Here is a 21,402-nt window from a genome sequence, read left to right on the forward strand (position 1 = left end):
GCAGACATAGAGCCATACAAATGGATGAAGGAAATCCTTTCAAAGCCCCTGCTCGACATGACGGAGGAGGAACTCACGAAAATGCTACCTTCAAACTTCAAATAACAAATAACCCTTATATGCTGCCAGACATATAAGGGTTATTTGTTGGTGTGAAAGGCGGCTAATATTGGATGCTTACGTACCTTGCCGAAACGTTCTGAAAGCGTTTTAGCAGTTTCTCCTACCACCTGACCACTGAACACATTGCCTACCGTATTTTGTATCACCTTGCTCTCNTTGTTCTTGAGTTGAGCATCCTTAATCTTAAGCTCAGCATCCCTTTGCTCAAGAAGTTTAACAACAGCTTCCCGAGTGAGAGAATGGTAGTCAGATGTCATTGTACTATAAGGCATATCCATCACATTATCAGTTCTTTATACGATGTAAAGTTACGAAAAATATCTGACACTGGCAAGAAAATACTAAGATTTATTGTATCTTTTTCTTCGGTAGCAATTAGGATTTATACCTTCAATATAGAGTACCAATTCGTCCCAGCGAAGTTCATAAAATCCAACTCTCGCCCGTATGATTTTAGGACTCAGGCAACCCTGTGCCATCTGTTTATGATACACGACAAAACCACAGCGTTCCCAGTGCAGCAATTTAATTCGGTTACGGGATCGATTGTAGAAAACGTAGACAACACCATCAGAAGGATTGAAGTCATTGCTGCGTACCAATTGGGACAGGCGAAGAATACCCTGACGCATGTCCACAGGAGTGCAACAAACCCGAAAAACATTTGTTTCGTTGAGTACAAACATAAGTTTTTCGGGCAAAGGTAGTAAAGCAAGAATGTTACACAAAGGCGGCTAATATTGGATGCTTACTGCTCTCCTTATCCCCATAGTCACGCGTGAGCTGCGAAAAGTCCTGAAAACCCAGACACACTGCTACTTTATTACTTCGTGCAGTGGCAATCAAATTGTCCAATCCACGGAAATAGATGGTCGGCAACTCGTCGATTATCACAGACGATTTGAGCTGCTTCTTCTTATTGATGAGCTTCACGATACGGCTATTGTAAAGTCCGAGTGCTGCCGAATAGATATTCTGGCGGTCGGGATTGTTGCCGACCACGAGTACTTTCGGTTCGTTAGGATTGTTGATGTCGAGCGAGAAGTCGTCACCCGTCATCACCCAATAAAGGGCTGGTGAAATCATACGGGAAAGTGGTATCTTGGCACTGGCAATCTGCCCTTGCAGCTGGTCTTGTGCTCCGCCCTCCCAAGCGTCCATAAAGGGTGAAAGGTAATTGGCAAGTTCATCGTAGGAAGTGAGTATCGGGAATATCTGCGCATAGGGTCGGTTCAGGAACTCTATGGCGTGCGGAAAGGTGCAAAACTTCCCATTCTCATATATCTTCAGAAACCAGATAATAGCAGCGAGCAAAATAATCGGCGATTCCACAAAGAAATCACCCTGCTTCTGAATCCACGAGCGGTTGAGATTGAGCATAATCGTATAGGCACTCTCGTAAGCGTCCGATATATCTGTCATAAAGGCAGGATTGATAGGATTGCAGCGATGCGACTTTCTCGGATCATCGAAGTTGATTACATAGAACTGCGGCTTTATCTTGTAGGCATCCAAGTGATTTAGCAGGTGATTATAAGCAATCTCGGAAAGGTCGGGAAATTTATAGTCGTAGATGTACATGGCAAAGCCTTTCTCTATCTGCTGCTTGATGTAATTGTTCACGATAGCGTAGGACTTACCAGAACCCGGTGTACCGAGCACCATTGAGGCACGGAACGGATTGACTACGTTAATCCAACCCTTGTTCCACTTCTTCTTATAGTAGAAGCGTGTAGGAAGATTGACAGAGTATTCATTCTCCATCAACCGAGTTTCCTGCATAAAACTCTCGTTCTCTGTATTGAAAACATCGTCCATCAGGTTGTTTTTGAGTAGTCGGCTCATCCATACGCCACCCATCAGCAGACAGATATAGCCAACGGACAGCGTAAATATATAGAGGGAAGCTACCCCGATCTTGCCGATGGGCAATACCAACAGCCACCAGTTGAGAAAGAAGAATACAAAGCCAAAGAAAAGCACCGTCCAAATCTTTGGCCATGTGATTTTCTCCTCTTTCACACCTTTTGTCCCAAGGCAGGACAAAGCAAGGAAAACCACACAAAAGAGTTTTGTCCAGAGGATAGACGAGAATAATCCCGTTGTACGCTGGAAGTTCATCAATATCTTGTTGATGATACCGAGCGTGAAGTTCCACTGCTGGAACGCCTCGTAACAGAACCAATAACAGTTAACGAGGAGGAATATCACTGATATGCCCCTCATAAAGTCCATGACTTTACCTAATGCCCTTAAATCATCTTCCTGTGCCATAATGCTGTATTTGTAGCCTCCCCCAACCCCTCCAAAGGAGGGGAGTTGGAAATGCTCATTTATTTAACGTTTTCTTCGTTTAATATTTGCCTTACTTAGTTTTCGGAGCTTACGCTGCCATGCCGCCTCCTTCCAATCATCGTTGCCCGTAGGTGTGAACGAACCATCCACCATATCCTCGATGAGTTCATCAACAAGGTTGTCGCCGTCTTCTGTATTTGGATGCAAAGATTCATTTGTAGATGTCTGCTCCAAGTGTTCTGAAGGACTGCCATACAGTGCTTCATCCAAGAATGGATTGTGTGTTGGATTGGATAGATACGCATTGAATACATTAGCAGCATATCCCTTGCCCAATCGGGAGCCGTTGAGCGCAACACCCCGCTCGTCATCAATAAAGGTAATGCCGTAAATTCTTCCATTATCATTCTTTCGGATTATCACACGCAAGCCCTGTTCCTCCAATCTTTGTCGGAGTCTTCCCTCCGTACCAGGAGAAGTACGCATTACTTCTAATACCTTTCTTCTGATGGTTGGTATCAATGGCTTAACCATCTGCTTCGATTTTTGCATCTTGTTCTGAACGGCAGCATAGCCCACACCTCTACCTATGTCCGAGGCGTGAATGGGTGTGCTTGTTTTATTGCCCTTATCATCAGTCGGAACATAGACCAGCCCATTATATTTCTTTCCCCGAAACTCCATCTTCACTTCTTCTACTGCAAGATGGTATCGAGAAAGAATGGCATTCAGCTCTCCTAATGAGCAGAACTTATAATGTTTCAGCACCATGCGAAGGGTACTTGCCACTTGCTCCTTGATATTTCCTCTGGTGGTATCAATTTTGGGCATTTCTTTCATTGCTTTGTCAGTAACCTTTGAACTTGGAATGAGACCAAATTTCCTTTCCAAGGCATCGGTAATCTGTTTGCTTCTCCGTTTCTCAAACTTATCGTTAATCTTCCGCCCACGACAATCCACCCGAAGTGATACGATGTGTATATGCTCACGGGTGATGTCATTATGCTTAAAGACGATATAGGGTTGCTTGCCATAGCCAAGTGCCTCCATGTACTCCTTCGCAATTTTAACAAGGGTCTCATCGGATAACTTTTCATCCAGGTGTGGGTTGAGGGAGCAGTGAAAGACAGTTTTTCTCGTTCGACATTTCTTCGGTATCAATGCTTCCATATCGGCAAACACTTCCTCCATCGTATAACGACCCTCCTTATTCTGATACAACTCAGCAGCAAGAAGAATGTTCGCCTCCCCTTTCTCCACTTTTTTGAAGTTATATCCAAGTGCCCCTCCAAGGTTCTCCGTAGCTGAAATCTTTGCTATCATCTTTTGCGGTAGTCAATGGTCAAACAGATAGCCTGCTCCTGCAAGGCAATAATCTGAGCCGAGAGTTTCTCCAACTTTTCAAGCATAATCTGTGCAGTTTTTACGCTGTGGTATGCGTTGATGGCACGTACGGTCTGGTTATAGAGCACGCCAATCTTATGGATTTGTGCCGTCAATTCTGAGAGCTTCCGGTAATATTCCACTGCGGATTTATCCACCGTAATCACCTTGAAATACTCTCCAAGAATACGCCCACGCACGAAATCTGACTTTGTTTCTGCACCCGAACGTTGAAACAAATCAATTGCCTTTTGCTGGTCTTTCGGGTTGGGAAGACGAGTGTCCCATCTGTCCCATCGTTCAATCTTATCATTCATAGCCTTTCCTTTTTGTAATTACGACTTTGGAGTAATTCTCTCCCCTTCGGGGCAAGGGGCTTTGTCGGCAAAAACGGAGTTTGTCGGACAAAGACACACCTTGCCAATATTAAGAGTTGATGCAATAGAAGCATCCACCTTTTAGGGTGTCTGTTTCGAAGAATAGAGCTCCATGTATTATTCTCGCCTGCAAAGTTACGGCAGATTTTCAAATATCTCATTATCAGAGATATTCACTCTTTTTCCTTGCATTTCCCTGTACTTCACAGGTAGTTGAAACTTAGGATAAAACCTTGTTATTTTGCAACCAGATTCAGTTGAAAGACAGCTTAAAATCCGTATGGGTGAAGAGTCAAAAAAGATGGTTTCAATCTCAAAAAGATTCAATCAATAATGGTTTGAACGACGGATAATTTTATGTCTTTGGGCTGAGTCAAAATTAAGCTGGGTCAAAACCAGACTTTTAGGTCGAGTTAAAAATATGGTTTCAACAACAAAGATGACATGACTTGTCTGTCAAGATATACATTAACTTATAACATAAGTAACAACCGACTATGAATATGGAAAAGAAAAAAAACAATCCCATCTATCTGGGCTTCGCCTCACAGAAAGGCGGAGTTGGCAAAAGCAGCCTTGCCGAAGTGCTGGCTTCCATACTATATTACGAGAAGAACATCTCCCTTGCCGTCGTGGATTGCGACGGTACGCAGGAATCTTTCTATAAACTCCGCGAACGCGACAGAGACCTCATCGAGTCCTCACCCGAACTGGGCAAGGAACTTCATGAACGCCTGTCGCGCTACGGCAAGAAATCGTATCATATCATCAGAAGCAAACCTGAAAGAGCCGTTTCCGATGTCATGAAATACTTTCGTAAAATGAAGACGGCGCCGCAACTGATTATCTTTGACTTTCCTGGTCATGCCCTTACCAGTGCCATGATGGATTTGTCCATTACGATGGACTACATCATCTCACCTATAGAAGCCGACCCACAGTCGCTGGCTTCGAGTTTTGCATACGCCAAGACAATCAGGGACTTGGGTGTCGGGTTTGAAGGCTCACGCATTCAGGACTTCTTCCTGCTTTGGAACAAAATCAACCGCAGTGCCAGTACCACGGTCATCGACCTGTTTAGTCAGAATGCTGAGGAACAGGGATTGCCGATTTTCGATACTCGTATCTATAACTCCGTCCGATTCAGCAGGGAATTGGCACAAGGGGGTGTCAAAGGTGTATTCCGCTGCTCCTACCTGCCCCCTGCACCGGCTCTCCGCCCTCAGACCGGAGTGGATGAGTGGGTAAAGGAGGTCATGGAGAAACTCAACCTGAAAACTGAGAACGGCGTATGAAATCACTGAAAGAGCAACGTGAAAAGCTGCTTCAAGCGAAATTGGAGGAGATGGCAGACATTGGTGTCAAGAAGCGCACAGAGGAGAACACACCAGACTTTGACGACCCCATTGATTTGGATGATGATTCAGACTCTGTGGAAGAAGATACAAGTGCCTCTCTTTCTAAGATTGACGAACAGGAGGAAATACTGGAAGAAACTTCGTTTAATGGCAGCAATGCCAAAACAGCGCAGCCCTTGAAAAGAAAGAGAAATGCCAGAGCGAAGGATTCTTCCCCAGCAATGGACTTTCCTGAATACGAACAGCGATTTCTGACGGGTGTCCGCAATGGGCGCAATAAGTCGGGCTTCAGTATCCATACTGAGATACTCCAGATACTGCGTGATGTGCTGAACGACATCAGATCGGAGGCTTCCATCACGGGGTATATTGAGAATATCCTTCTCGATCATTTGAAAACGTATCAGGATTTGTTGAACCATACCGCCTCACAACGCAGGCGCGATAAAACCATAGACTTATGATAATCAATTTATTGTTAGGCGTATTGCTTTTGCTGGGTATAGCGTGGATAGCTCTCGGCATCGCATACTTTTGGAGGTTATTTCAAGATTTGGCAGCCCAATCAGGGAAGAATACACCAAAGCAGAAAGGAAACGGGCACGGCACAAGTCTCAATACATCCGTTTCCCAAGAGCAGATTGACAATGCACGTCACGTTTTGGTGGGTAGGAGCAAGCCTTTTCATTCCCACTCTATCTCCAAAGTTCCCGCTGTTTCCTCCTCTGAAAATCCTGATGAAAAACCTGATACTTTTGCAGAGAAAAACTCATCTGTATCCGAAGAAACAAAAGAAGTGGAAGGTACAGATGAGGACAATGAAATACAGGTTGACTACAAGATGGACGAATTTGACGAAGACGCTATTATCCGTGAGGAACTGCAGATTGCAGACGATTCTTTACCCGAAGTCTCACCGTCCGCCATTCTTACAAGGGACTTGTCCCGTATAAACGGTTGGCACAGGAATGACGATGCACTCGATGAGGAAAGCGAAACCGAAGTGCAGGATACGCTGCAAAGCATACGGGGCACACAGCTCATGGACTATATCAAAGAGGCAACGCTTAAGCAGGAGAAAGACCATCAAAAGCTACTTGCTGCCATTCGCAAGGCGGAAGAAGCGGAATTAGAGGAAAGTAATATTAGTTCTTCTTCTGACTTTGAAATGAACTCAAACGTAGAGAGCAGCGACAGCGATGTTTCAGAAGATGACGAGCGTCCACTTTCATACTATCTGTAAAACTATTGTTTTTGTTCATATTGTACAGTGTTCGAGGGGTGGCTCAAAAGTAAAACAATCATCCCATATCTGTCATACGATAAAACCGAGCCACCCCTTACCACCTCTATCTAAAAGAAAACAATTCATTTAACAATTTAAAATAAAAAGAACAATGAACAACAAAAAGAAAATCACAATGCTACTCCTGATGGCTATCACTGCCATAGGAGCATACGCACAAGGCAATGGTATTGCCGGTATCAATGAAGCTACAAAAATGGTAACCTCCTACTTCGATCCCGGCACGAAACTCATTTATGCCGTAGGGGCGGTAGTAGGTCTGATTGGAGGTATTAAAGTCTATAACAAGTTCTCAAGTGGTGACCCCGATACGAGCAAGACCGCAGCCTCTTGGTTCGGTGCGTGTATCTTCCTCATCGTGGCAGCCACTATCTTGAGAAGTTTCTTCTTGTAAGGCGATGGCTGCATTTGAAATCAACAAAGGTGTAGGCCGGACGGTAGAGTTCAAGGGCTTGAAGGCACAGTACCTTTTCCTCTTTGCAGGAGGGCTGCTGGCAGTCTTCATTCTCGTGGTTATTCTCTATCTCTGCGGCATCAGTCAGATAGCCTGTCTTGTCATAGGCGTAGTGGGTGCCAGCCTTGTGGTATGGCAAACGTTCACCATGAACAGAAAGTACGGGCAATATGGACTGATGAAAAAAGGAGCAATACGTATGCACCCACGCTACCTTGTAAACCGCCGTACGGTCTGCCACCTTATCTGTAACCTTCAATCAAAGAAAGCGAAGCAATGAGAAATAAAAGCAAGATAACCACCTTGGAGTCTAAGTTTCCACTGCTCTCCGTAGAGCAGGGTTGCATGGTGAGCAAAGATGCTGACATCACCGTGGCTTTCCGTGTGGAACTGCCCGAACTCTTTACCGTCACTTCTGCAGAGTATGAAGCGATGCACTCTGCCTGGCATAAGGCAATCAAGGTGCTACCCAATTACAGCATCGTGCACAAGCAGGACTGGTTCATCAAGGAGGACTATCAAGGAAAGCTCTCCGATGGCGGACTGAGCTTCCTTGCCCGTTCCTCTGAACGGCATTTCAACGAACGTCCGTACCTGCACCACAGCGTTTACTTATTCCTGACCAAGACCAACAAGCAGCGTATGGCACAACAGAGCAATTTTTCCTCGCTCTGCCGTGGACACCTCATTCCCAAGGAAATCACCAACAAGGATGAAGTGATGAAGTTCATGGAAGCTGTAGACCAGTTTGAATGCATCATCAACGATACCGAGCAGATAAGGATTGTCCGCATGACTGAAGATGAATTGATTGGTACAAAGGAAAAAGGCGGTCTCTTGGACCGTTATTTCTCCCTCTCGGAAGAAAGACACGCCTCGTTGGAGGACATCCGCTTGGGCGCAGACCTTGTACGTGTGGGCGACAATATGATTTGTCTGCATACGCTCTCCGACACGGACGACCTGCCTACAACGGTCAGCACAGACAGCCGATATGAGCGATTATCGACCGACCGAAGCGACTGCCGTCTTTCCTTTGCCTCTCCCGTAGGGTTGATGCTACCCTGCAACCATATCTATAACCAGTACCTCTTCATCGAGGATAGCGACGCCAACTTGGAACGCTTCGAAAAGCAGGCAAGAAACATGCACTCGCTGGCACGCTACAGCCGTAGCAACCAAATCAACGAGGAGTGGATACAGGAGTATCTCAATATTGCCCATTCACAGGGACTGACCTCCATCCGTGCTCACTTCAACGTATTGGCATGGAGTAGCGATAAGGAAGAACTTCGCCAGATTAAGAATGACGTGGGCTCTGCACTTGCTCTTATGGAATGCCACCCACGCCACAACACCATTGATGCGGCAACGCTCTACTGGGCGGGCATTCCTGGCAATGCGGCAGACTTTCCAGCAGAAGAGTCATTCTATACTTTCATCGAGCCTGCCCTCTGCTTCTTTACGGCAGAGACGAACTATAAGGATTCGCTCTCTCCCTTTGGTATCAAGATGGCAGACCGCCTTTCAGGAAAGCCCGTCCACTTGGACATATCGGATTTGCCGATGAAAAAGGGAGTCATCACCAACCGTAACAAGTTTATCTTGGGACCTTCGGGCAGTGGCAAGTCTTTTTTCACCAACCACATGGTACGCCAGTATTACGAGCAGGGAGCACACGTCCTCTTGGTCGATACGGGTAACTCCTATCAGGGCTTGTGCGAACTTATCCACCGCAAGACCAAGGGAGAAGACGGCGTGTATTTCACCTATACCAATGAAAGTCCGATATCTTTCAACCCCTTTTATACGGATGATTACTTCTTCGATGTAGAGAAAAGGGAGAGTATCTGCACGTTATTACTTACACTTTGGAAAAGTGCTGATGAGCATATTACTAAGACCGAAGCTGGCGAACTTGGTTCAGCCGTAAGCTCCTATATTGAGCTGATATGTGCTGACCACAGCGTTACGCCCTGTTTTAATACTTTCTATGAGTATCTGCGGGACGTGTACCGCAAGGATATGGAAAAGCGTGATATCAAGGTAACGCTCTCAGACTTCAATATTAACAACCTCTTAACGACATTGAAGCAATACTATCGTGGTGGTCGATATGATTTCCTGCTGAACTCGGACAAGAACATTGACCTGCTCTCTAAACGCTTCATCGTCTTTGAAATCGACCAAGTGAAGGACAACAAAGACCTTTTCCCTGTGGTAACGATTATCATCATGGAGGCCTTCATCAACAAGATGCGCCGATTAAAGGGTATCCGCAAGATGATACTGATTGAAGAAGCGTGGAAAGCCATTGCTTCGGCAAACATGGCGGACTACATCAAGTATCTTTATAAGACGGTGAGAAAGTATTTCGGGGAAGCCATTGTCGTAACGCAGGAGGTGGACGATATCATTCAGTCTCCTATAGTCAAGGAAAGTATTATTAATAACTCCGACTGTAAGATACTGCTTGACCAGCGCAAGTACATGACCAAGTTCGACGGCATACAGGCGATGCTCGGCTTGTCTGAAAAGGAAAAGAGCCAGATTCTCTCCATCAATCAAAACAATGACCCCAACCGACTCTACAAGGAGGTATGGATAGGCTTGGGCGGTATGCAGAGTGCCGTCTATGCTACGGAAGTGAGCATGGAGGAATACCTGACTTACACCACAGAGGAAACCGAGAAGGTGGAGGTGATGAACAGGGCAGCACAGCTCGGTGGTGATATCGAAACAGCTATTCGTCAGCTTGCCATAGAGAAAAGAAACAATAAAAAGAAATAAGTACAAACCATCAAAACTATAGTAACAATGAAAAAGTACATTTTCATGGCTCTCTTAGGATTGAGCCTTTCTGTTCCCAAAGCCCACGCACAGTGGGTAGTAACCGACCCTGGCAATTTTGCCGGCAACATCGTCAATTCGGTCAAGGAGATTGCAACAGCTTCGAAGACGGTGAAGAACACCCTTGACGGTTTTAAGGAGGTGGAAAAACTCTACAACGACACCAAGAAGTATTATGATGCCCTGAAGAAGGTGAATAACCTCATTGGGGATGCCTATAAGGTCAAGGAGTGTATCCTGATGGTGGGCGATATTTCGGAGATTTACGTTACCTCGTATAAGAAGATGCTCTCGGACAAGAACTTCCGCCCTTCGGAACTCGCAGCAATGGCTTCGGGCTATGCCAAGCTTTTGGAGCAGAGTGGTGAGAGTCTCAAGGAACTAAAGTCCATCGTTAAGAGTAATGTCTTCTCGATGAACGACCACGAACGAATGCAGGCAATTGACCGCATTTATACCACACTGAGGGAAAACCGCTCGCTTGTATCATACTACACAAGGAAAAACATCTCCGTAAGCTATGTGCGTGCAAGGGAGAAGAACAACCTTGCCTCTGTTAAGGCGCTCTATGGTAATACGGCAAGCAGGTATTGGTAAATCCACAGACAAAAAAGAACTTGAAAGAACTTTCATAAAACACTTTTGCTTATGGATTTTGCCAGTTTACATGAGCTGCTACGCTCAACCTATGACGAGATGATGCCACTCTGTGCCCAGATGACGGGCATTGCCAAGGGTATTGCGGGCTTGGGTGCGCTCTTTTATATTGCTCTTCGGGTATGGGCTTCCATTGCCCGTGCCGAGGCGATAGATGTTTTTCCACTTCTCCGCCCCTTCGTGCTGGGCTTTTGCATCATGTTCTTTCCGACAGTCGTACTGGGTACGATGAATGCCGTTCTCTCGCCCGTAGTGCAGGGAACGGAGATGATGGTACACCAGCAGGAAGGGAACCTTGCAGAACTTACTGCCAAGCGGGACAAGCTGCAGGAGGAAGCCTACCTTAGGAATCCTGAAACAGCCTACCTTGTTTCCAACGAGAAATTCGATGAGAAGATAGAGGAAATGGGTATCATCGGACCTGAAGATGCCGTGACGATAGCGGGTATGTATGCCGAGCGTGCTGCCTATCAGACCAAGCAGTGGATCATGAAGATGGTACACGACCTCTTAGAACTTCTGTTCCATGCTGCAGGGCTTATCATCGACACGCTACGCACCTTCATACTCATCGTTCTAGCCATTCTCGGTCCGATAGTCTTCGGCATTGCCGTATGGGATGGTCTTGCAGGCTCACTTACGGCATGGTTCTCACGCTATATCTCTGTCTACCTGTGGCTGCCTGTCAGCTCTATTCTTACGGCACTGCTTACGAAAATACAGGTGCTGATGGTACAGAAGGACATCGAAGCACTCAGTGACCCTAACTACCTGCCTGATTCGGGAACGTGGTACTACATCGTCTTCTTCCTTATCGGTATTGTAGGCTACTTCTGTGTACCTACCGTGGCAGGTTGGATTATCGAAGCTGGAGGTGGTATCGGCTCATACGGTCGTAATGTCAACCAGACAGCACAGCATGGTGCGCAAGGCGCATATACTGGTGGCAAGGCTGCTATGGCTGGCGCAGGTGCTGCTGTGGGAAATGTCGGTGGACGTATCAAGGGTGCACTGCTCAAAGGAAAATAGAAATCGAACAACTATGCTTAATTAATCAACAGATATAAAAGAAAAATGGAATTCAAATCACTTGGTAATATCGAGACCTCATTCAGGCAGATAAGACTCTATGCCTTTGTCTTTGCCATCGTCTGCGTGGTAGTAAGCGGTTATTCCGTCTATGCCTCGTACAGCTTCGCTAAGGAGCAGAGGGAGAAAATCTATGTGCTTGACCAGGGAAAGTCGCTCATGCTTGCCCTCAGTCAGGATGCAAGTCGTAATCGTCCCGTAGAGGCAAGGGAGCATGTACGTCGTTTCCATGAGCTGTTCTTCACCATTGCGCCTGACAAGGATGCCATTGAGAAGAACATGGAGCGTGCCTTCGTGCTGTGTGATAAGTCGGCTTTCAACTATTACAAAGACTTGGCAGAGAAAGGCTATTATAACCGTGCCATATCGGGCAATGTCAATCAGCGCATAGAGGTGGACTCTATCCACTGCAACTTTAATACTATTGCTGTCCGGTAAAACTTTTTCAAACAAAATAAATTAGGGCTGACACATCTCACGAGGTGTCAGCCCTTTTGGTTATCTTTGTCTTTACTAAAATAAAACATAACCATGAACAAAGATAGTCATTTTACCGGACAGCCGGTCTATAGTCAAGTATTAAAGTTACTCGACAAAGAGAAAATTCTTCAGATAAGCTGCGAAACGAAAGGAAGCGAGGCTTACGTGAAGCGCTTTGACGGCTACCAACATCTCGTCGTAATGCTGTTCGGCATACTCAAACACTTTGATTCTCTGCGCGAACTTGAGATAGGCATGAAGGCTGAGGCTCACAAGCTCAGACACCTCGGAATGAGCTATTTGGTTCGTCGCAGCACGCTTGCTGAGGCCAATATACGCCGCCCTCAGGAGTTCTTTGCAAGTGTTTATGCGTATCTTTTGGAGAAGTATGCCAAATTTTTAGCGGACAGCCGCCCTTCCAAGTGCTATAAGGGGCAGACGCACGAGCCTAAAGACTGGGAGAAGTTGCTTTACATGATGGATTCTACCACTATAACGCTCTTTGACAACATACTCAAAGGTGTCGGGCGGCATCCAAAATCAGGCAAGAAGAAAGGCGGTATGAAAGTGCATACGGTAATGAAGTATCATGTCGGCGTGCCAATGGTGGTGCAACTCACTTCAGCTGCAAAACACGACCATTACCTGCTCAAAGAGGTGCATCTGCCCAAAGACGCCACTTTAGCAATGGACCGTGGTTATGTCGATGTCGCGCAATTCCAACGTCTTACAGAAGAGGGCGTTTGCTACGTGACCAAAATGAAGAAAAACCTTAAGTATGAGGTACTTAAATCCGTTACGTATGTCAATGCAGAGGGCCTCGTAACGCATATTGATCAGAAAGTGCTTTTTACAAGAGGAGAACTCACCCACGAGGCACGAAGGGTGGAGATATTTTACGAGACAAAGAGACCTGTTGTACTATTGACCAACAACTTTGACTTTACTGTTGAGGACATTGCTGAAATCTACCGCCTAAGATGGGCTATCGAGTCGTTGTACAAACAGCTTAAACAGAACTTCCCGCTTCATTTCTTCTATGGGGACAGCGTCAATGCCATACAAATACAGACATGGGTAGTCTTGATTGCGAATCTGCTGATAACAGTCTTGTCAAGAAGCATTAAGAGACACTGTGCATTCTCGCAAGTTGTTACCATGATAAGACTTATGCTTATGTACTACGTTGATTTTATCGCATTCATGGAAAATCCCGAAAAAACTTGGAATGATTTCCTTGCAAAGGAGATGCAAAAAGCGCCACCTGAACCAAGTCTTTTCGATTAGGGGGGCTTACTTTTGAAAAAATAAACCTAAAAGTCCTATTTTACGGGGCTTCGGGGAGGATATTTATGCTCTTTTGAGTTTTACCGGACAGCAATACTTTAATACTTACCCTTATGCGGTAACAACCTATGCACGGGAGTTTATCGTCCGTCAGAGTAACGTTACAGAGCGCAGTCTTGTTACGACCTGCACGCTGCAGAACTCTGTCCGTTCGGACAATAACCCGCAAGGTTTTCTTATGGAGAACTTCCTCGTCAAGGAGAACAGGGATATACAGACTTATAAACGATAAGGCTATGGCAAGGAAAAGAAACTTTTTACTCTCACGTCACTATCTGCGCTTTCACCTGTGGCTCCGCCATCGTTGTGAAAGGCTCACGATAAGGCAGAGAAAGGAAATCGTCTATGGGCTGAGCTTCATCTATTTGCTCTGCTCGCTCTGGATGATAACGCAGTTTTTCCTTCCTCCAAAGAAGGAAAAACTACCCATCCCCATGGGAAAGCTGACGGACAGTCCGATACAGACGGACAGTACTTTACACGAGTTACACGGCAATTTTTACCTACAACATCATCAAACAATCAAAGAAAATGGATAATAAACAGAAAGAACAAATGAAGAAAGGCTTGGTCTTCGGAGGACTGGGACTGCTGTTTGCCCTCTCGATGTGGTTTATCTTCGCACCTTCGGGCAAGGATAAGACTGCTGCGGAGCAGGGACTCAATGACAGCATACCGCAGGCAACGACAGAAAAGCTCACCGAAAACAAACTTAAAGCCTATGAATTAGGCGACAAGGCACACGAGGAGGAACAGACCCGTGAGGAGATGGGCAGACTGTCGGACTATTTCGCACAGAACACTGCTCCATCAGAGGAGCAGCGTGCAGAGACAGCAGCATCTACGGCAAAGATAGAAAACTCCATGCATCGTTATGAGGAGAATAATCGGCTCTTAAACTCCTTTTACGCTCCCGACCCACACGAAGAGGAACGTGAAGCCTTGCGCTCGGAGATAGATAACCTTAAAAAAGAACTCTCTGCCAAAGACAGCAGGGAGGACAATGAAGAGAAACGGCAGCTTGCCTTGATGGAAAAGAGCTATCAGATGGCAGCGAAGTATCTTCCCAAAGCATCAACTCCACCTACCTTCAATAATGGTTTGGCGGCTGGAAAGGAGAAGACGGAAGACACTGTAGGTGGCTCTGATACCGCTAAGGGCAAGACCATGCAGAATGAAAAGCCTGCAATGGAGGTGCTGCCGGAGCGTAGGCAGTTAGTATCTTCACTTGACCAACCTATGAGCGATGTGTATTTTATGGAGGAATACGGCAAAAAGGCTCGCAACTTGGGCTTTCATTCGCTCGCAAGCACGGCTGTACCTACGATGCGCAATACACTGAAAGTCGTAGTGGACAGAACGAGCACGCTCAAGGAGGGTGACAATGTCGTACTCCGTCTGCTTGAAACCGCCAAGGTGCAGGGCTTGCGTATTCCACGGCAGAGCCGACTCATAGCCGTTGCCAAGATTGAGGGTAACCGTATGCACCTGCTCATCAAAAGCATTGAGGTGGACGGACATATCATAGCCGTCAAACTCTCGGCATACGACACGGACGGACAGGAGGGTGTGTATATACCTGGTTCGGAGGACATCAATGCGCTTAAGGAAGTCGGGGCGAACATCGGTGGTTCAATGGGAACCTCCTTTACCTTCGCTTCCTCTGCCAAAGACCAAATTATCTCCGAGGCTGCCCGTGGGGTGATGCAGGGTGCAAGTCAGCTGCTTCAGAAGAAGCTGCGCACTATCAAGGTAACGCTCAAGGGTGGCTACCGCCTTTTCTTGGTTCAGTCCAAATAAACAATCAAGAATAACAAGTAAAAAATAACATCAAATCAACAGCAACAATGAAGAAAATTATTTTATCAATGGCTATGCTTGCCATGGTGGGAGCAACAGCCACAGCACAGGAAAACAATGATGGTCTGACACCGAGCCGTCCTCTCACTTCGGGAGAACTCTTTCAAGGAATGAGCCGTGCCATACCAACGGGGCGTGTCGTACTGCCGTATGGTCTGGACGTAACCTTTGACAAGACTGTGCATCTTATCTTTCCCTCTGCCATCCGCTATGTAGACTTGGGTTCACAGAATATTATCGCAGGGAAGGCAGAGGATGCAGAGAACGTACTACGTGTAAAGGCTTCGGTGAAGGACTTTGAAACGGAAACCAACATGAGCGTGATTTGCGAAGACGGCTCGTTCTATGCTTTCAACGTGAAGTATGCCGATGAGCCGGAGAAGTTAAGCATCGAGATGAAGGACTTCCTGTCACCAACGGACGGACGACTGCCAAGCAATCGCTCTGACATCTATTTTAAGGAACTCGGTAATGAGTCGCCTGTATTAGTAAAACTGATGATGCAGACTATCTAGTCGACCCTCAAAAAGGCGACATCGCATTTTTCATATAGCCCTGCGGGAAGAATTGGTGTTGAAAATTTAATTCTTGTCTTCCACAGCACCACATAATCACTCTTTCAATTAGGCACAAAAGAAGCCTCATGGCTCTTTTGAAGTTAAATGCGGCAGCTGCAAGCATAACATTGATGGAGTCTCCGAAGAGACCCTTGTAGAAGTTCCTCCCCAACCGGTGGTCTGCCTTGCAGTGGCCAATGACAGGCTCTATTCCTGCCCGCTTGCGGAAGAGTTTGTGCTTTTTGTTCTTGGCGTACCGTGAGTCTGTTTTCTTGGGCGTGTCCGGAATTATGATTTGTGTCTGCCCACTCATGCTTTGTCCTCGGTATCCCCTGTCGCAGGCAAGTGTTTTTATTTTCCTGTCATACAGCCGCCTAACCTGCTCCATTGCCTTGTCTATCGTATGGCCGTCATACTCATTGCGGAATGACAGCGCACCGATGATGAGTCCGTCCCATAGTCTGACGATGGAGACCTTGTTGCCGAACTCGTACTTCTTGCCCTCTTTTCCCTTGCTGATACAAAGCACGTCTGGCTCGTGAAGCGAGTAGATCTTATGGCCGTCCAACCGCTCGCCGTTGACAAGCCTCATGCAGATGTCAATCCGCTCCTGGTAGGCATTTCTATCGGGCAGCAGGCGAAGCAGTTCCCTGAGCAACCTGCCCGCAATGGTGCGCATCCGCTTGTCGGCCTTCCTGACTTTGGCCTTGCTGTTCTTCCTGCCCCTGAAACGCTGAACGAGCTTCAGTTCCTTTATCTCCTTGGCATAGCTCTGGCGAACCTTGAGGTTTTCCTTCTCCGCCACGCCNCTCCCTGAGCAACCTGCCCGCAATGGTGCGCATCCGCTTGTCGGCCTTCCTGACTTTGGCCTTGCTGTTCTTCCTACCCCTGAAACGCTGAACGAGCTTCAGTTCCTTTATCTCCTTGGCATAGCTCTGGCGGACCTTGAGGTTTTCCTTCTCCGCCACGCTGTGGCAAAAGGCTATCACCTTGTTCAGGAGTTTCGAGTCCGTAGGGAAGGTCACGTTCTTCTCCTGCACCGTCGTGTCGATGAATGCGGTATGCTCCGCATCGGGCTTGCGTCCACGTCCATCCTTGCCGTCTTTCCCCTGCGTCTCCTCTTTTCTGTGATCACCGATTAAAAGATTGATGCGGATGCTTTCCTTGAGTATCAGCTCCATACCAGATTCACCGATGCGATGGCGGAACTCGACAAGCTCGGTGGGAACGCAGGGAGCGTCGGTGCGGAATGCCTCCATCCCGCAAAAATACTGGAAGTAGGCGTTCTCCGAGAACTGCTCCACGACGCTCTCGTCTGAAACGTCACGAAGGTGTTTCAAGATCAGCAGACCGACCATCAGACGGATGGGCTTGGCCATACGGCCAGTGTCCTTGCTGTAAAGAGGAGCAAAAGACTGCTCAAACAGATTCCAATCAATCAGATTGGCTAACTTGTACAGGGAATTCTTGGGAGAGAGCATTGTTTCAAGATCCCAGAATAATGATGCCTGACGGACTTTGGATGGAGATTTATACATCGTTGAATTGCAAGATTTTACTATACAAAGATACAAAACTTTGTAGAAATATGCAAGTTTGAAAACGATTATTTTATTGATAACCAGATGGTTAAATACTTTTCAAGGGGAGACTATCTATCAGAATGACAGACGCTGCATCAAGCACATCGGTGCACACCAGTTTGGCATGAAATTCCTGCTTCGTGGCTTGTACGCCCATAACGGCTTGCTGTATTTCCACACTCGTATGGAAAACGGTACAAATATGCCGTACTCAGTGGATTTTATCACATTCAAGGTGGTGGATAAGAAGGTGGCAAAGCGTACCGCTATACAAGAGCAGGTGCTTCAGCCACTTCGTGCCTATCATCAGGTGATGCAGGTGCGTGGCATGGGGAGTGAACGCACTGTGTTTGCGCTCGAACAGTTTTCTCTTGCAGAAGACAAGCAGCTTGAAGTGACGCTCTATGAGAGAAATGGCGGTCGTACACTGACCTTTTATATAACGGCAGAAGATCTGCAGTTGGCAAAGAAGATTGACAACCTCAAACTGAAATGGTAGACATTATGAAGAAGAAAATCATTTTATCGGTTTGTGCAGCGGTGGCAATGGCTTTCAGTCTGCCATCGCACGCACAGCGACTCATTCCTAAGCAGAAAGGGGTAGAAGTCGTTGGAAGTCTTCCCCTTATCAAAGGCGAGAAACTCTTAGCCAAGGATAACTTCGGCGTTGGCGTATCACTTACCTGCTACTTGAAACGAGAGAACTACTCCTTTGTAGGAGTTGAGTATGAACAGCAGAATATGCCGTATAGGGACTATGGCGTAAAACTCAAAGATGCGCTCCTGCACTTGGGCTATATGCACCCAATACTCTCCGACAATGGCAAGAACGTGTTCCTCTATGCTGGCATATCCGCATTGGGCGGTTACGAGGAATTGAATGAGGACAAGAAGCTGCTGCCCGATGGGGCTACGCTGCTCGACCGCTCTCGCTTCGTCTATGGCGGTGCTGTGCATAGCTCGGTGGAAGTGTTCCTAACGGACAGGGTTCTTTTTCTTGTAAAGGCGCAGGGACGCTTCCTCTTTGGAACGGATGTGTATCGTTTTCGTCCGATTGTTTCAGCAGGACTAAGGTTTAACTTTTAAGTAGAAGAAAAGATGAAGAAGATATTGAATACGATTTGGGTAATGGGTGTGCTGACCCTTGCCGTGTTTTGCCTATCTGCTTGTGATAGGGATTTGGATGTTCAGCAGTCTTATCCGTTTACGGTGGAAACAATGCCGGTTCAGAAGGACATCATAAGGGGACAGACGGCCGAGATACGCTGCACATTAAAGCGAGGCGGTGAGTTTGCCGACACTCGCTATACGATACGTTATTTCCAGTCTGACGGCAAGGGCTTGCTAAGAAATGATAATGGTACGGTTTTCAAGCCCAACGACCGCTATCCGCTCACAAAGGATGTTTTCCGTCTGTACTACACCTCGCTCTCCACCGACCGCCAGACGATTGACGTGTACGTGGAGGACAGTTTCGGTAAGATGCAGCAACTGACTTTCAGTTTCAACAATGAAAAGACGGAGGATAAGGGAAAATCCGCCACAGTAGTAACCAAAGCCTTGAACGATGCGAACAGCTAAACGCTTTGCTTTATTCTGTATAATGTGCTTGCTTTGCCAGCCGATCCTTGCCCAGCGCTGGGTGCGGTTGGCGGACTTGCCACCTTTTGAGCGTGCGGTTGTCGTAGTAAAATACTTTGAGGGACTGCACAGCTGGAAGAATTATCCGTATGTTGGATATGGGCATCAGCTACAGCCGGGCGAATGCTTCACGGCAAATATGACGGAACGGCAAGCGGACTCGCTGCTACGTGCCGACCTTTGGAAATGCTTTGAACACTTCAAAGGCTATGGGAAGGATGCCTTGCTGCTGACCTTGCTTGCCTATAACGTGGGTGTAGGGCGATTGCTTGGTTATGGTAAGCACCAAAAGAGTAAGTTACTGCGAAAGATTGAAGCAGGAGACAGAAACTTCTATTGGGAATATGTTTCGTTCTGCCAAGCTAAGGGAAAAGTTTTGAGTGAATTGGTCAAACGGAGGCAAGTGGAATTTGCCCTGTTTTATTTACTCTGATTATCAAAGACGCTTCTTGCGACATTTTTATGCTCCGCAAGAGGCGTTTTTCTTGCTAGTTTATTCGCCTTTCTCGTTATGAATGAGTAACTTTGTTGAAATAAAAACTTTGATTTATGGATTTTTTCAGATTTAATAAAATTTACGTCATAGAGTCCCTCCTTGATGAGCGTAGAACTGGTGAAGAACTATACAGAGATATTATCAATATACGAAGTTCTTGTCATAGTAATTTAGCTACAGAGTATGTACAGGTACTATCATTAGAAGATTGGTGTTACACTATTGAAAAAATAACACAAGAGGTCAAAAATGAAGGTATAATACCTATTCTTCATATAGAATTACATGGAAGCAGCAACCATGATGGTCTTGTACTGGCTAACAAAGATTTTATTCCTTGGAGCAACTTCGTATCAGATATGCGGTGCATAAATATTGAAACTCAGAATAACTTATTGATAACGATGGGGATTTGTTTCGGTATGGACATCTTGTATTACACCTCATTGGAAGAACCATCACCTTTCTTTGGGATAATAGGCTCTTTATATGCCTTACAAAATGATGATATATACATAAGATACAGTGAATTCTACAATGAGTTTTTACAATCATTCGATATTACAAAATCTTTGCTGTGCCTTTTTAGAGCAAATCCAGATAGGCCCCAGGAATACTCTTTTGTAAATGCACCAGAACTCTTTAGAAGAATTTATAAAAAATATCTTGAAACTCAATTTACGACTGATGCTATAAAAAAAAGGATTAGTGATACTATTATGGAGGACGAAACTAAGTGTAAAGTTAAATATACATCGAAAAAGAAGAAAGTTTTTGCGAGTAAATTCAAGAAAGAACTAAAAAAGACTAAGAACCCATTCTATTTAAGTCATTTCAACAACTTTCTTATGTGTAACAAATTCAAAACCTGCAAAAAACGGTTCACTATTCCACGGACAACTAAAGAATTCTTAACGACTAATTGGAGTGATATCATGCCAAACGTCATCAACTAAAAGGTACTTTTCTGCGACTTTCTTTTGCTTCTTTTCTTTGGTCGCCTGCTTGTTCAAAGAAAAAGAAAAGAAGCCACGCAATTTTTAAGGTTGCGTGGCTCATTATGTTAGAGCATTTTGGTTGTTTCAATTATCAGCGTTTTGGGGTGGGTATCAAAAGTCCAGTTGATTTCTTCATCGGGAGGGTGCTGTGCATTCCTCTGCTCATTACCATTCCACAATCTTCAAGGATTTTGCGCTCGGCTTCCTCTCGGTCTGTAGCAGTCTCCTAAAACACACCTTCAAAAATGTATTGGGTGAGTACTCTGTAAACTTTCCTTTCCATATCTTCAAAATTCGACCTTTAATAATCTGTACTGCTTCGGCTCTCCATTGGATAATTTGCGGTGTGTGAGCCAAAAGTGATGTGCGCCATATCCGTATGCAAAGAATTTGTCAAGTTCCGTTTCTTCGGCTATTTTATTGATTGCCGACCTTAACTCGTCCTTGTTTTCGGACAGGGTTATCGCATTGATAACCCTGATGAGTATGTGCGGTATCTCGTCCGCATAGTTGTAGATAATGTTTTCAATCTCTGTCTTCATATCTCT

19 protein-coding genes and 8 pseudogenes are annotated in these 21,402 nt (G+C 45.9%); 19 read left to right on the plus strand and 8 right to left on the minus strand.

The window, feature by feature from the left end; all coding sequences use genetic code 11:
* Positions 1–464 precede the first annotated feature (464 nt).
* The 4 genes and pseudogenes from tnpB to CZ367_RS00785 form a co-directional block, all read right to left on the minus strand.
* Positions 465–809: an IS66 family insertion sequence element accessory protein TnpB gene (gene tnpB / locus CZ367_RS00770; RefSeq protein WP_077195310.1), complete on the minus strand. Its 345-nt coding sequence runs from the start codon at positions 807–809 to the stop codon at positions 465–467.
* Positions 810–876: 67 nt separating this feature from the next.
* Positions 877–2,397: pseudogene (locus tag CZ367_RS00775) on the minus strand (YWFCY domain-containing protein); the annotation flags it as partial.
* Positions 2,398–2,460: 63 nt separating this feature from the next.
* A complete protein-coding gene (gene mobB, locus CZ367_RS00780) occupies positions 2,461–3,741 on the minus strand; it encodes a conjugal transfer protein MobB (protein WP_077195311.1) in 1,281 nt (426 codons plus the stop codon).
* Positions 3,738–4,118: a plasmid mobilization protein gene (locus CZ367_RS00785; RefSeq protein ID WP_077195312.1), complete on the minus strand. Its 381-nt coding sequence runs from the start codon at positions 4,116–4,118 to the stop codon at positions 3,738–3,740. The genes mobB and CZ367_RS00785 overlap by 4 nt, the downstream gene beginning before the upstream one ends.
* Positions 4,119–4,675: 557 nt before the next feature.
* Between CZ367_RS00785 and CZ367_RS00795 the strand changes: the two genes are divergently transcribed.
* The 14 genes and pseudogenes from CZ367_RS00795 to traN (CZ367_RS00860) all read left to right on the plus strand — a co-directional run.
* The gene (locus CZ367_RS00795; RefSeq protein ID WP_077195314.1) at positions 4,676–5,473 is read left to right on the plus strand and encodes a ParA family protein; all 798 of its coding nucleotides are present in this window, start codon (positions 4,676–4,678) and stop codon (positions 5,471–5,473) included.
* Positions 5,470–6,000, plus strand: a complete 531-nt coding sequence (locus CZ367_RS00800) for a DUF3408 domain-containing protein (protein WP_077195315.1) — start codon at positions 5,470–5,472, stop codon at positions 5,998–6,000. The genes CZ367_RS00795 and CZ367_RS00800 overlap by 4 nt, the downstream gene beginning before the upstream one ends.
* Positions 5,997–6,779, plus strand: coding sequence for a hypothetical protein (locus CZ367_RS00805; protein ID WP_077195316.1), 783 nt, complete (start codon positions 5,997–5,999; stop codon positions 6,777–6,779). The genes CZ367_RS00800 and CZ367_RS00805 overlap by 4 nt, the downstream gene beginning before the upstream one ends.
* A 154-nt stretch (positions 6,780–6,933) precedes the next feature.
* Complete coding sequence (locus tag CZ367_RS00810; RefSeq protein ID WP_077195317.1) at positions 6,934–7,236, plus strand: DUF4134 domain-containing protein; 303 nt, start codon at positions 6,934–6,936, stop codon at positions 7,234–7,236.
* Positions 7,237–7,240: 4 nt separating this feature from the next.
* Complete coding sequence (locus CZ367_RS00815) at positions 7,241–7,576, plus strand: DUF4133 domain-containing protein (RefSeq protein WP_077195318.1); 336 nt, start codon at positions 7,241–7,243, stop codon at positions 7,574–7,576.
* The gene (locus CZ367_RS00820) at positions 7,573–10,086 is read left to right on the plus strand and encodes a TraG family conjugative transposon ATPase (RefSeq protein WP_077195319.1); all 2,514 of its coding nucleotides are present in this window, start codon (positions 7,573–7,575) and stop codon (positions 10,084–10,086) included. The genes CZ367_RS00815 and CZ367_RS00820 overlap by 4 nt, the downstream gene beginning before the upstream one ends.
* Before the next feature lie 27 nt (positions 10,087–10,113).
* A complete protein-coding gene (locus CZ367_RS00825) occupies positions 10,114–10,743 on the plus strand; it encodes a DUF4141 domain-containing protein (protein ID WP_004353763.1) in 630 nt (209 codons plus the stop codon).
* A gap of 51 nt (positions 10,744–10,794) precedes the next feature.
* A complete protein-coding gene (gene traJ, locus CZ367_RS00830; protein ID WP_024985800.1) occupies positions 10,795–11,832 on the plus strand; it encodes a conjugative transposon protein TraJ in 1,038 nt (345 codons plus the stop codon).
* A 45-nt stretch (positions 11,833–11,877) separates the two neighbouring features.
* Positions 11,878–12,315, plus strand: a pseudogene (gene traK / locus CZ367_RS00835) (conjugative transposon protein TraK); the annotation flags it as partial.
* Between the two features lie 108 nt (positions 12,316–12,423).
* Entirely contained in the window at positions 12,424–13,659 is a 1,236-nt protein-coding gene (locus tag CZ367_RS00840) for an IS4 family transposase (RefSeq protein ID WP_077195320.1), read from the plus strand.
* Positions 13,660–13,756: 97 nt separating this feature from the next.
* A pseudogene (locus CZ367_RS00845) lies at positions 13,757–13,951 on the plus strand (conjugative transposon protein TraK); the annotation flags it as partial.
* A 4-nt stretch (positions 13,952–13,955) separates the two neighbouring features.
* Positions 13,956–14,258, plus strand: a complete 303-nt coding sequence (locus CZ367_RS00850; RefSeq protein WP_077195322.1) for a hypothetical protein — start codon at positions 13,956–13,958, stop codon at positions 14,256–14,258.
* Positions 14,251–15,519, plus strand: coding sequence for a conjugative transposon protein TraM (traM, locus tag CZ367_RS00855; RefSeq protein WP_004354945.1), 1,269 nt, complete (start codon positions 14,251–14,253; stop codon positions 15,517–15,519). The genes CZ367_RS00850 and traM overlap by 8 nt, the downstream gene beginning before the upstream one ends.
* Before the next feature lie 47 nt (positions 15,520–15,566).
* Positions 15,567–16,091 (plus strand): annotated as a pseudogene (traN, locus tag CZ367_RS00860) (conjugative transposon protein TraN); the annotation flags it as partial.
* 10 nt (positions 16,092–16,101) lie between these two features.
* On the opposite strand, the pseudogene CZ367_RS00865 reads toward traN (CZ367_RS00860), so the two are convergent.
* Both CZ367_RS00865 and CZ367_RS16530 read right to left on the minus strand, forming a co-directional pair.
* A pseudogene (locus tag CZ367_RS00865) lies at positions 16,102–16,879 on the minus strand (transposase); the annotation flags it as partial.
* A gap of 480 nt (positions 16,880–17,359) precedes the next feature.
* Positions 17,360–17,674, minus strand: a pseudogene (locus CZ367_RS16530) (transposase); the annotation flags it as partial.
* A 109-nt stretch (positions 17,675–17,783) separates the two neighbouring features.
* Here CZ367_RS16530 and traN (CZ367_RS00875) point away from each other — a divergent pair.
* The 5 genes and pseudogenes from traN (CZ367_RS00875) to CZ367_RS00895 form a co-directional block, all read left to right on the plus strand.
* A pseudogene (gene traN, locus CZ367_RS00875) lies at positions 17,784–18,218 on the plus strand (conjugative transposon protein TraN); the annotation flags it as partial.
* A complete protein-coding gene (locus CZ367_RS00880; RefSeq protein WP_077195324.1) occupies positions 18,212–18,805 on the plus strand; it encodes a conjugal transfer protein TraO in 594 nt (197 codons plus the stop codon). The pseudogene traN (CZ367_RS00875) and the gene CZ367_RS00880, both read left to right, overlap by 7 nt.
* 12 nt (positions 18,806–18,817) lie before the next feature.
* Complete coding sequence (locus tag CZ367_RS00885; RefSeq protein WP_077195325.1) at positions 18,818–19,300, plus strand: DUF3872 domain-containing protein; 483 nt, start codon at positions 18,818–18,820, stop codon at positions 19,298–19,300.
* Positions 19,287–19,793 (plus strand): glycoside hydrolase family protein, encoded by a 507-nt coding sequence (locus CZ367_RS00890; RefSeq protein WP_077195326.1) that lies wholly within the window; start codon positions 19,287–19,289, stop codon positions 19,791–19,793. Before CZ367_RS00885 ends, CZ367_RS00890 begins: the two co-directional genes overlap by 14 nt.
* A 116-nt stretch (positions 19,794–19,909) precedes the next feature.
* The gene (locus tag CZ367_RS00895) at positions 19,910–20,812 is read left to right on the plus strand and encodes a hypothetical protein (protein WP_077195327.1); all 903 of its coding nucleotides are present in this window, start codon (positions 19,910–19,912) and stop codon (positions 20,810–20,812) included.
* Positions 20,813–20,919: 107 nt separating this feature from the next.
* Here CZ367_RS00895 and CZ367_RS16080 read toward each other — a convergent pair.
* A pseudogene (locus CZ367_RS16080) lies at positions 20,920–21,137 on the minus strand (hypothetical protein).
* 4 nt (positions 21,138–21,141) lie between these two features.
* Positions 21,142–21,396 (minus strand): hypothetical protein, encoded by a 255-nt coding sequence (locus CZ367_RS00905; protein WP_077195328.1) that lies wholly within the window; start codon positions 21,394–21,396, stop codon positions 21,142–21,144.
* Positions 21,397–21,402 lie beyond the last annotated feature (6 nt).

Origin of the sequence: Prevotella ihumii (genome assembly GCF_900155655.1) — a bacterium.
GTDB lineage: Bacteria > Bacteroidota > Bacteroidia > Bacteroidales > Bacteroidaceae > Prevotella > Prevotella ihumii.

Coding starts and splice junctions, on each gene's coding strand:
- CZ367_RS00820 (WP_077195319.1), top strand. CDS start 7,573: ATGAGAAATAAAAGCAAGATAACCACCTTGGAGTCTAAGTTTCCACTG.
- CZ367_RS00810 (WP_077195317.1), top strand. CDS start 6,934: ATGAACAACAAAAAGAAAATCACAATGCTACTCCTGATGGCTATCACT.
- CZ367_RS00905 (WP_077195328.1), bottom strand. CDS start 21,396: ATGAAGACAGAGATTGAAAACATTATCTACAACTATGCGGACGAGATA.
- CZ367_RS00825 (WP_004353763.1), top strand. CDS start 10,114: ATGAAAAAGTACATTTTCATGGCTCTCTTAGGATTGAGCCTTTCTGTT.
- mobB (WP_077195311.1), bottom strand. CDS start 3,741: ATGATAGCAAAGATTTCAGCTACGGAGAACCTTGGAGGGGCACTTGGA.
- traJ (WP_024985800.1), top strand. CDS start 10,795: ATGGATTTTGCCAGTTTACATGAGCTGCTACGCTCAACCTATGACGAG.
- CZ367_RS00800 (WP_077195315.1), top strand. CDS start 5,470: ATGAAATCACTGAAAGAGCAACGTGAAAAGCTGCTTCAAGCGAAATTG.
- CZ367_RS00850 (WP_077195322.1), top strand. CDS start 13,956: ATGGCAAGGAAAAGAAACTTTTTACTCTCACGTCACTATCTGCGCTTT.
- CZ367_RS00815 (WP_077195318.1), top strand. CDS start 7,241: ATGGCTGCATTTGAAATCAACAAAGGTGTAGGCCGGACGGTAGAGTTC.
- CZ367_RS00880 (WP_077195324.1), top strand. CDS start 18,212: ATGGTAGACATTATGAAGAAGAAAATCATTTTATCGGTTTGTGCAGCG.
- CZ367_RS00885 (WP_077195325.1), top strand. CDS start 18,818: ATGAAGAAGATATTGAATACGATTTGGGTAATGGGTGTGCTGACCCTT.
- CZ367_RS00795 (WP_077195314.1), top strand. CDS start 4,676: ATGAATATGGAAAAGAAAAAAAACAATCCCATCTATCTGGGCTTCGCC.
- CZ367_RS00895 (WP_077195327.1), top strand. CDS start 19,910: ATGGATTTTTTCAGATTTAATAAAATTTACGTCATAGAGTCCCTCCTT.
- tnpB (WP_077195310.1), bottom strand. CDS start 809: ATGTTTGTACTCAACGAAACAAATGTTTTTCGGGTTTGTTGCACTCCT.
- traM (WP_004354945.1), top strand. CDS start 14,251: ATGGATAATAAACAGAAAGAACAAATGAAGAAAGGCTTGGTCTTCGGA.
- CZ367_RS00785 (WP_077195312.1), bottom strand. CDS start 4,118: ATGAATGATAAGATTGAACGATGGGACAGATGGGACACTCGTCTTCCC.
- CZ367_RS00840 (WP_077195320.1), top strand. CDS start 12,424: ATGAACAAAGATAGTCATTTTACCGGACAGCCGGTCTATAGTCAAGTA.
- CZ367_RS00890 (WP_077195326.1), top strand. CDS start 19,287: ATGCGAACAGCTAAACGCTTTGCTTTATTCTGTATAATGTGCTTGCTT.
- CZ367_RS00805 (WP_077195316.1), top strand. CDS start 5,997: ATGATAATCAATTTATTGTTAGGCGTATTGCTTTTGCTGGGTATAGCG.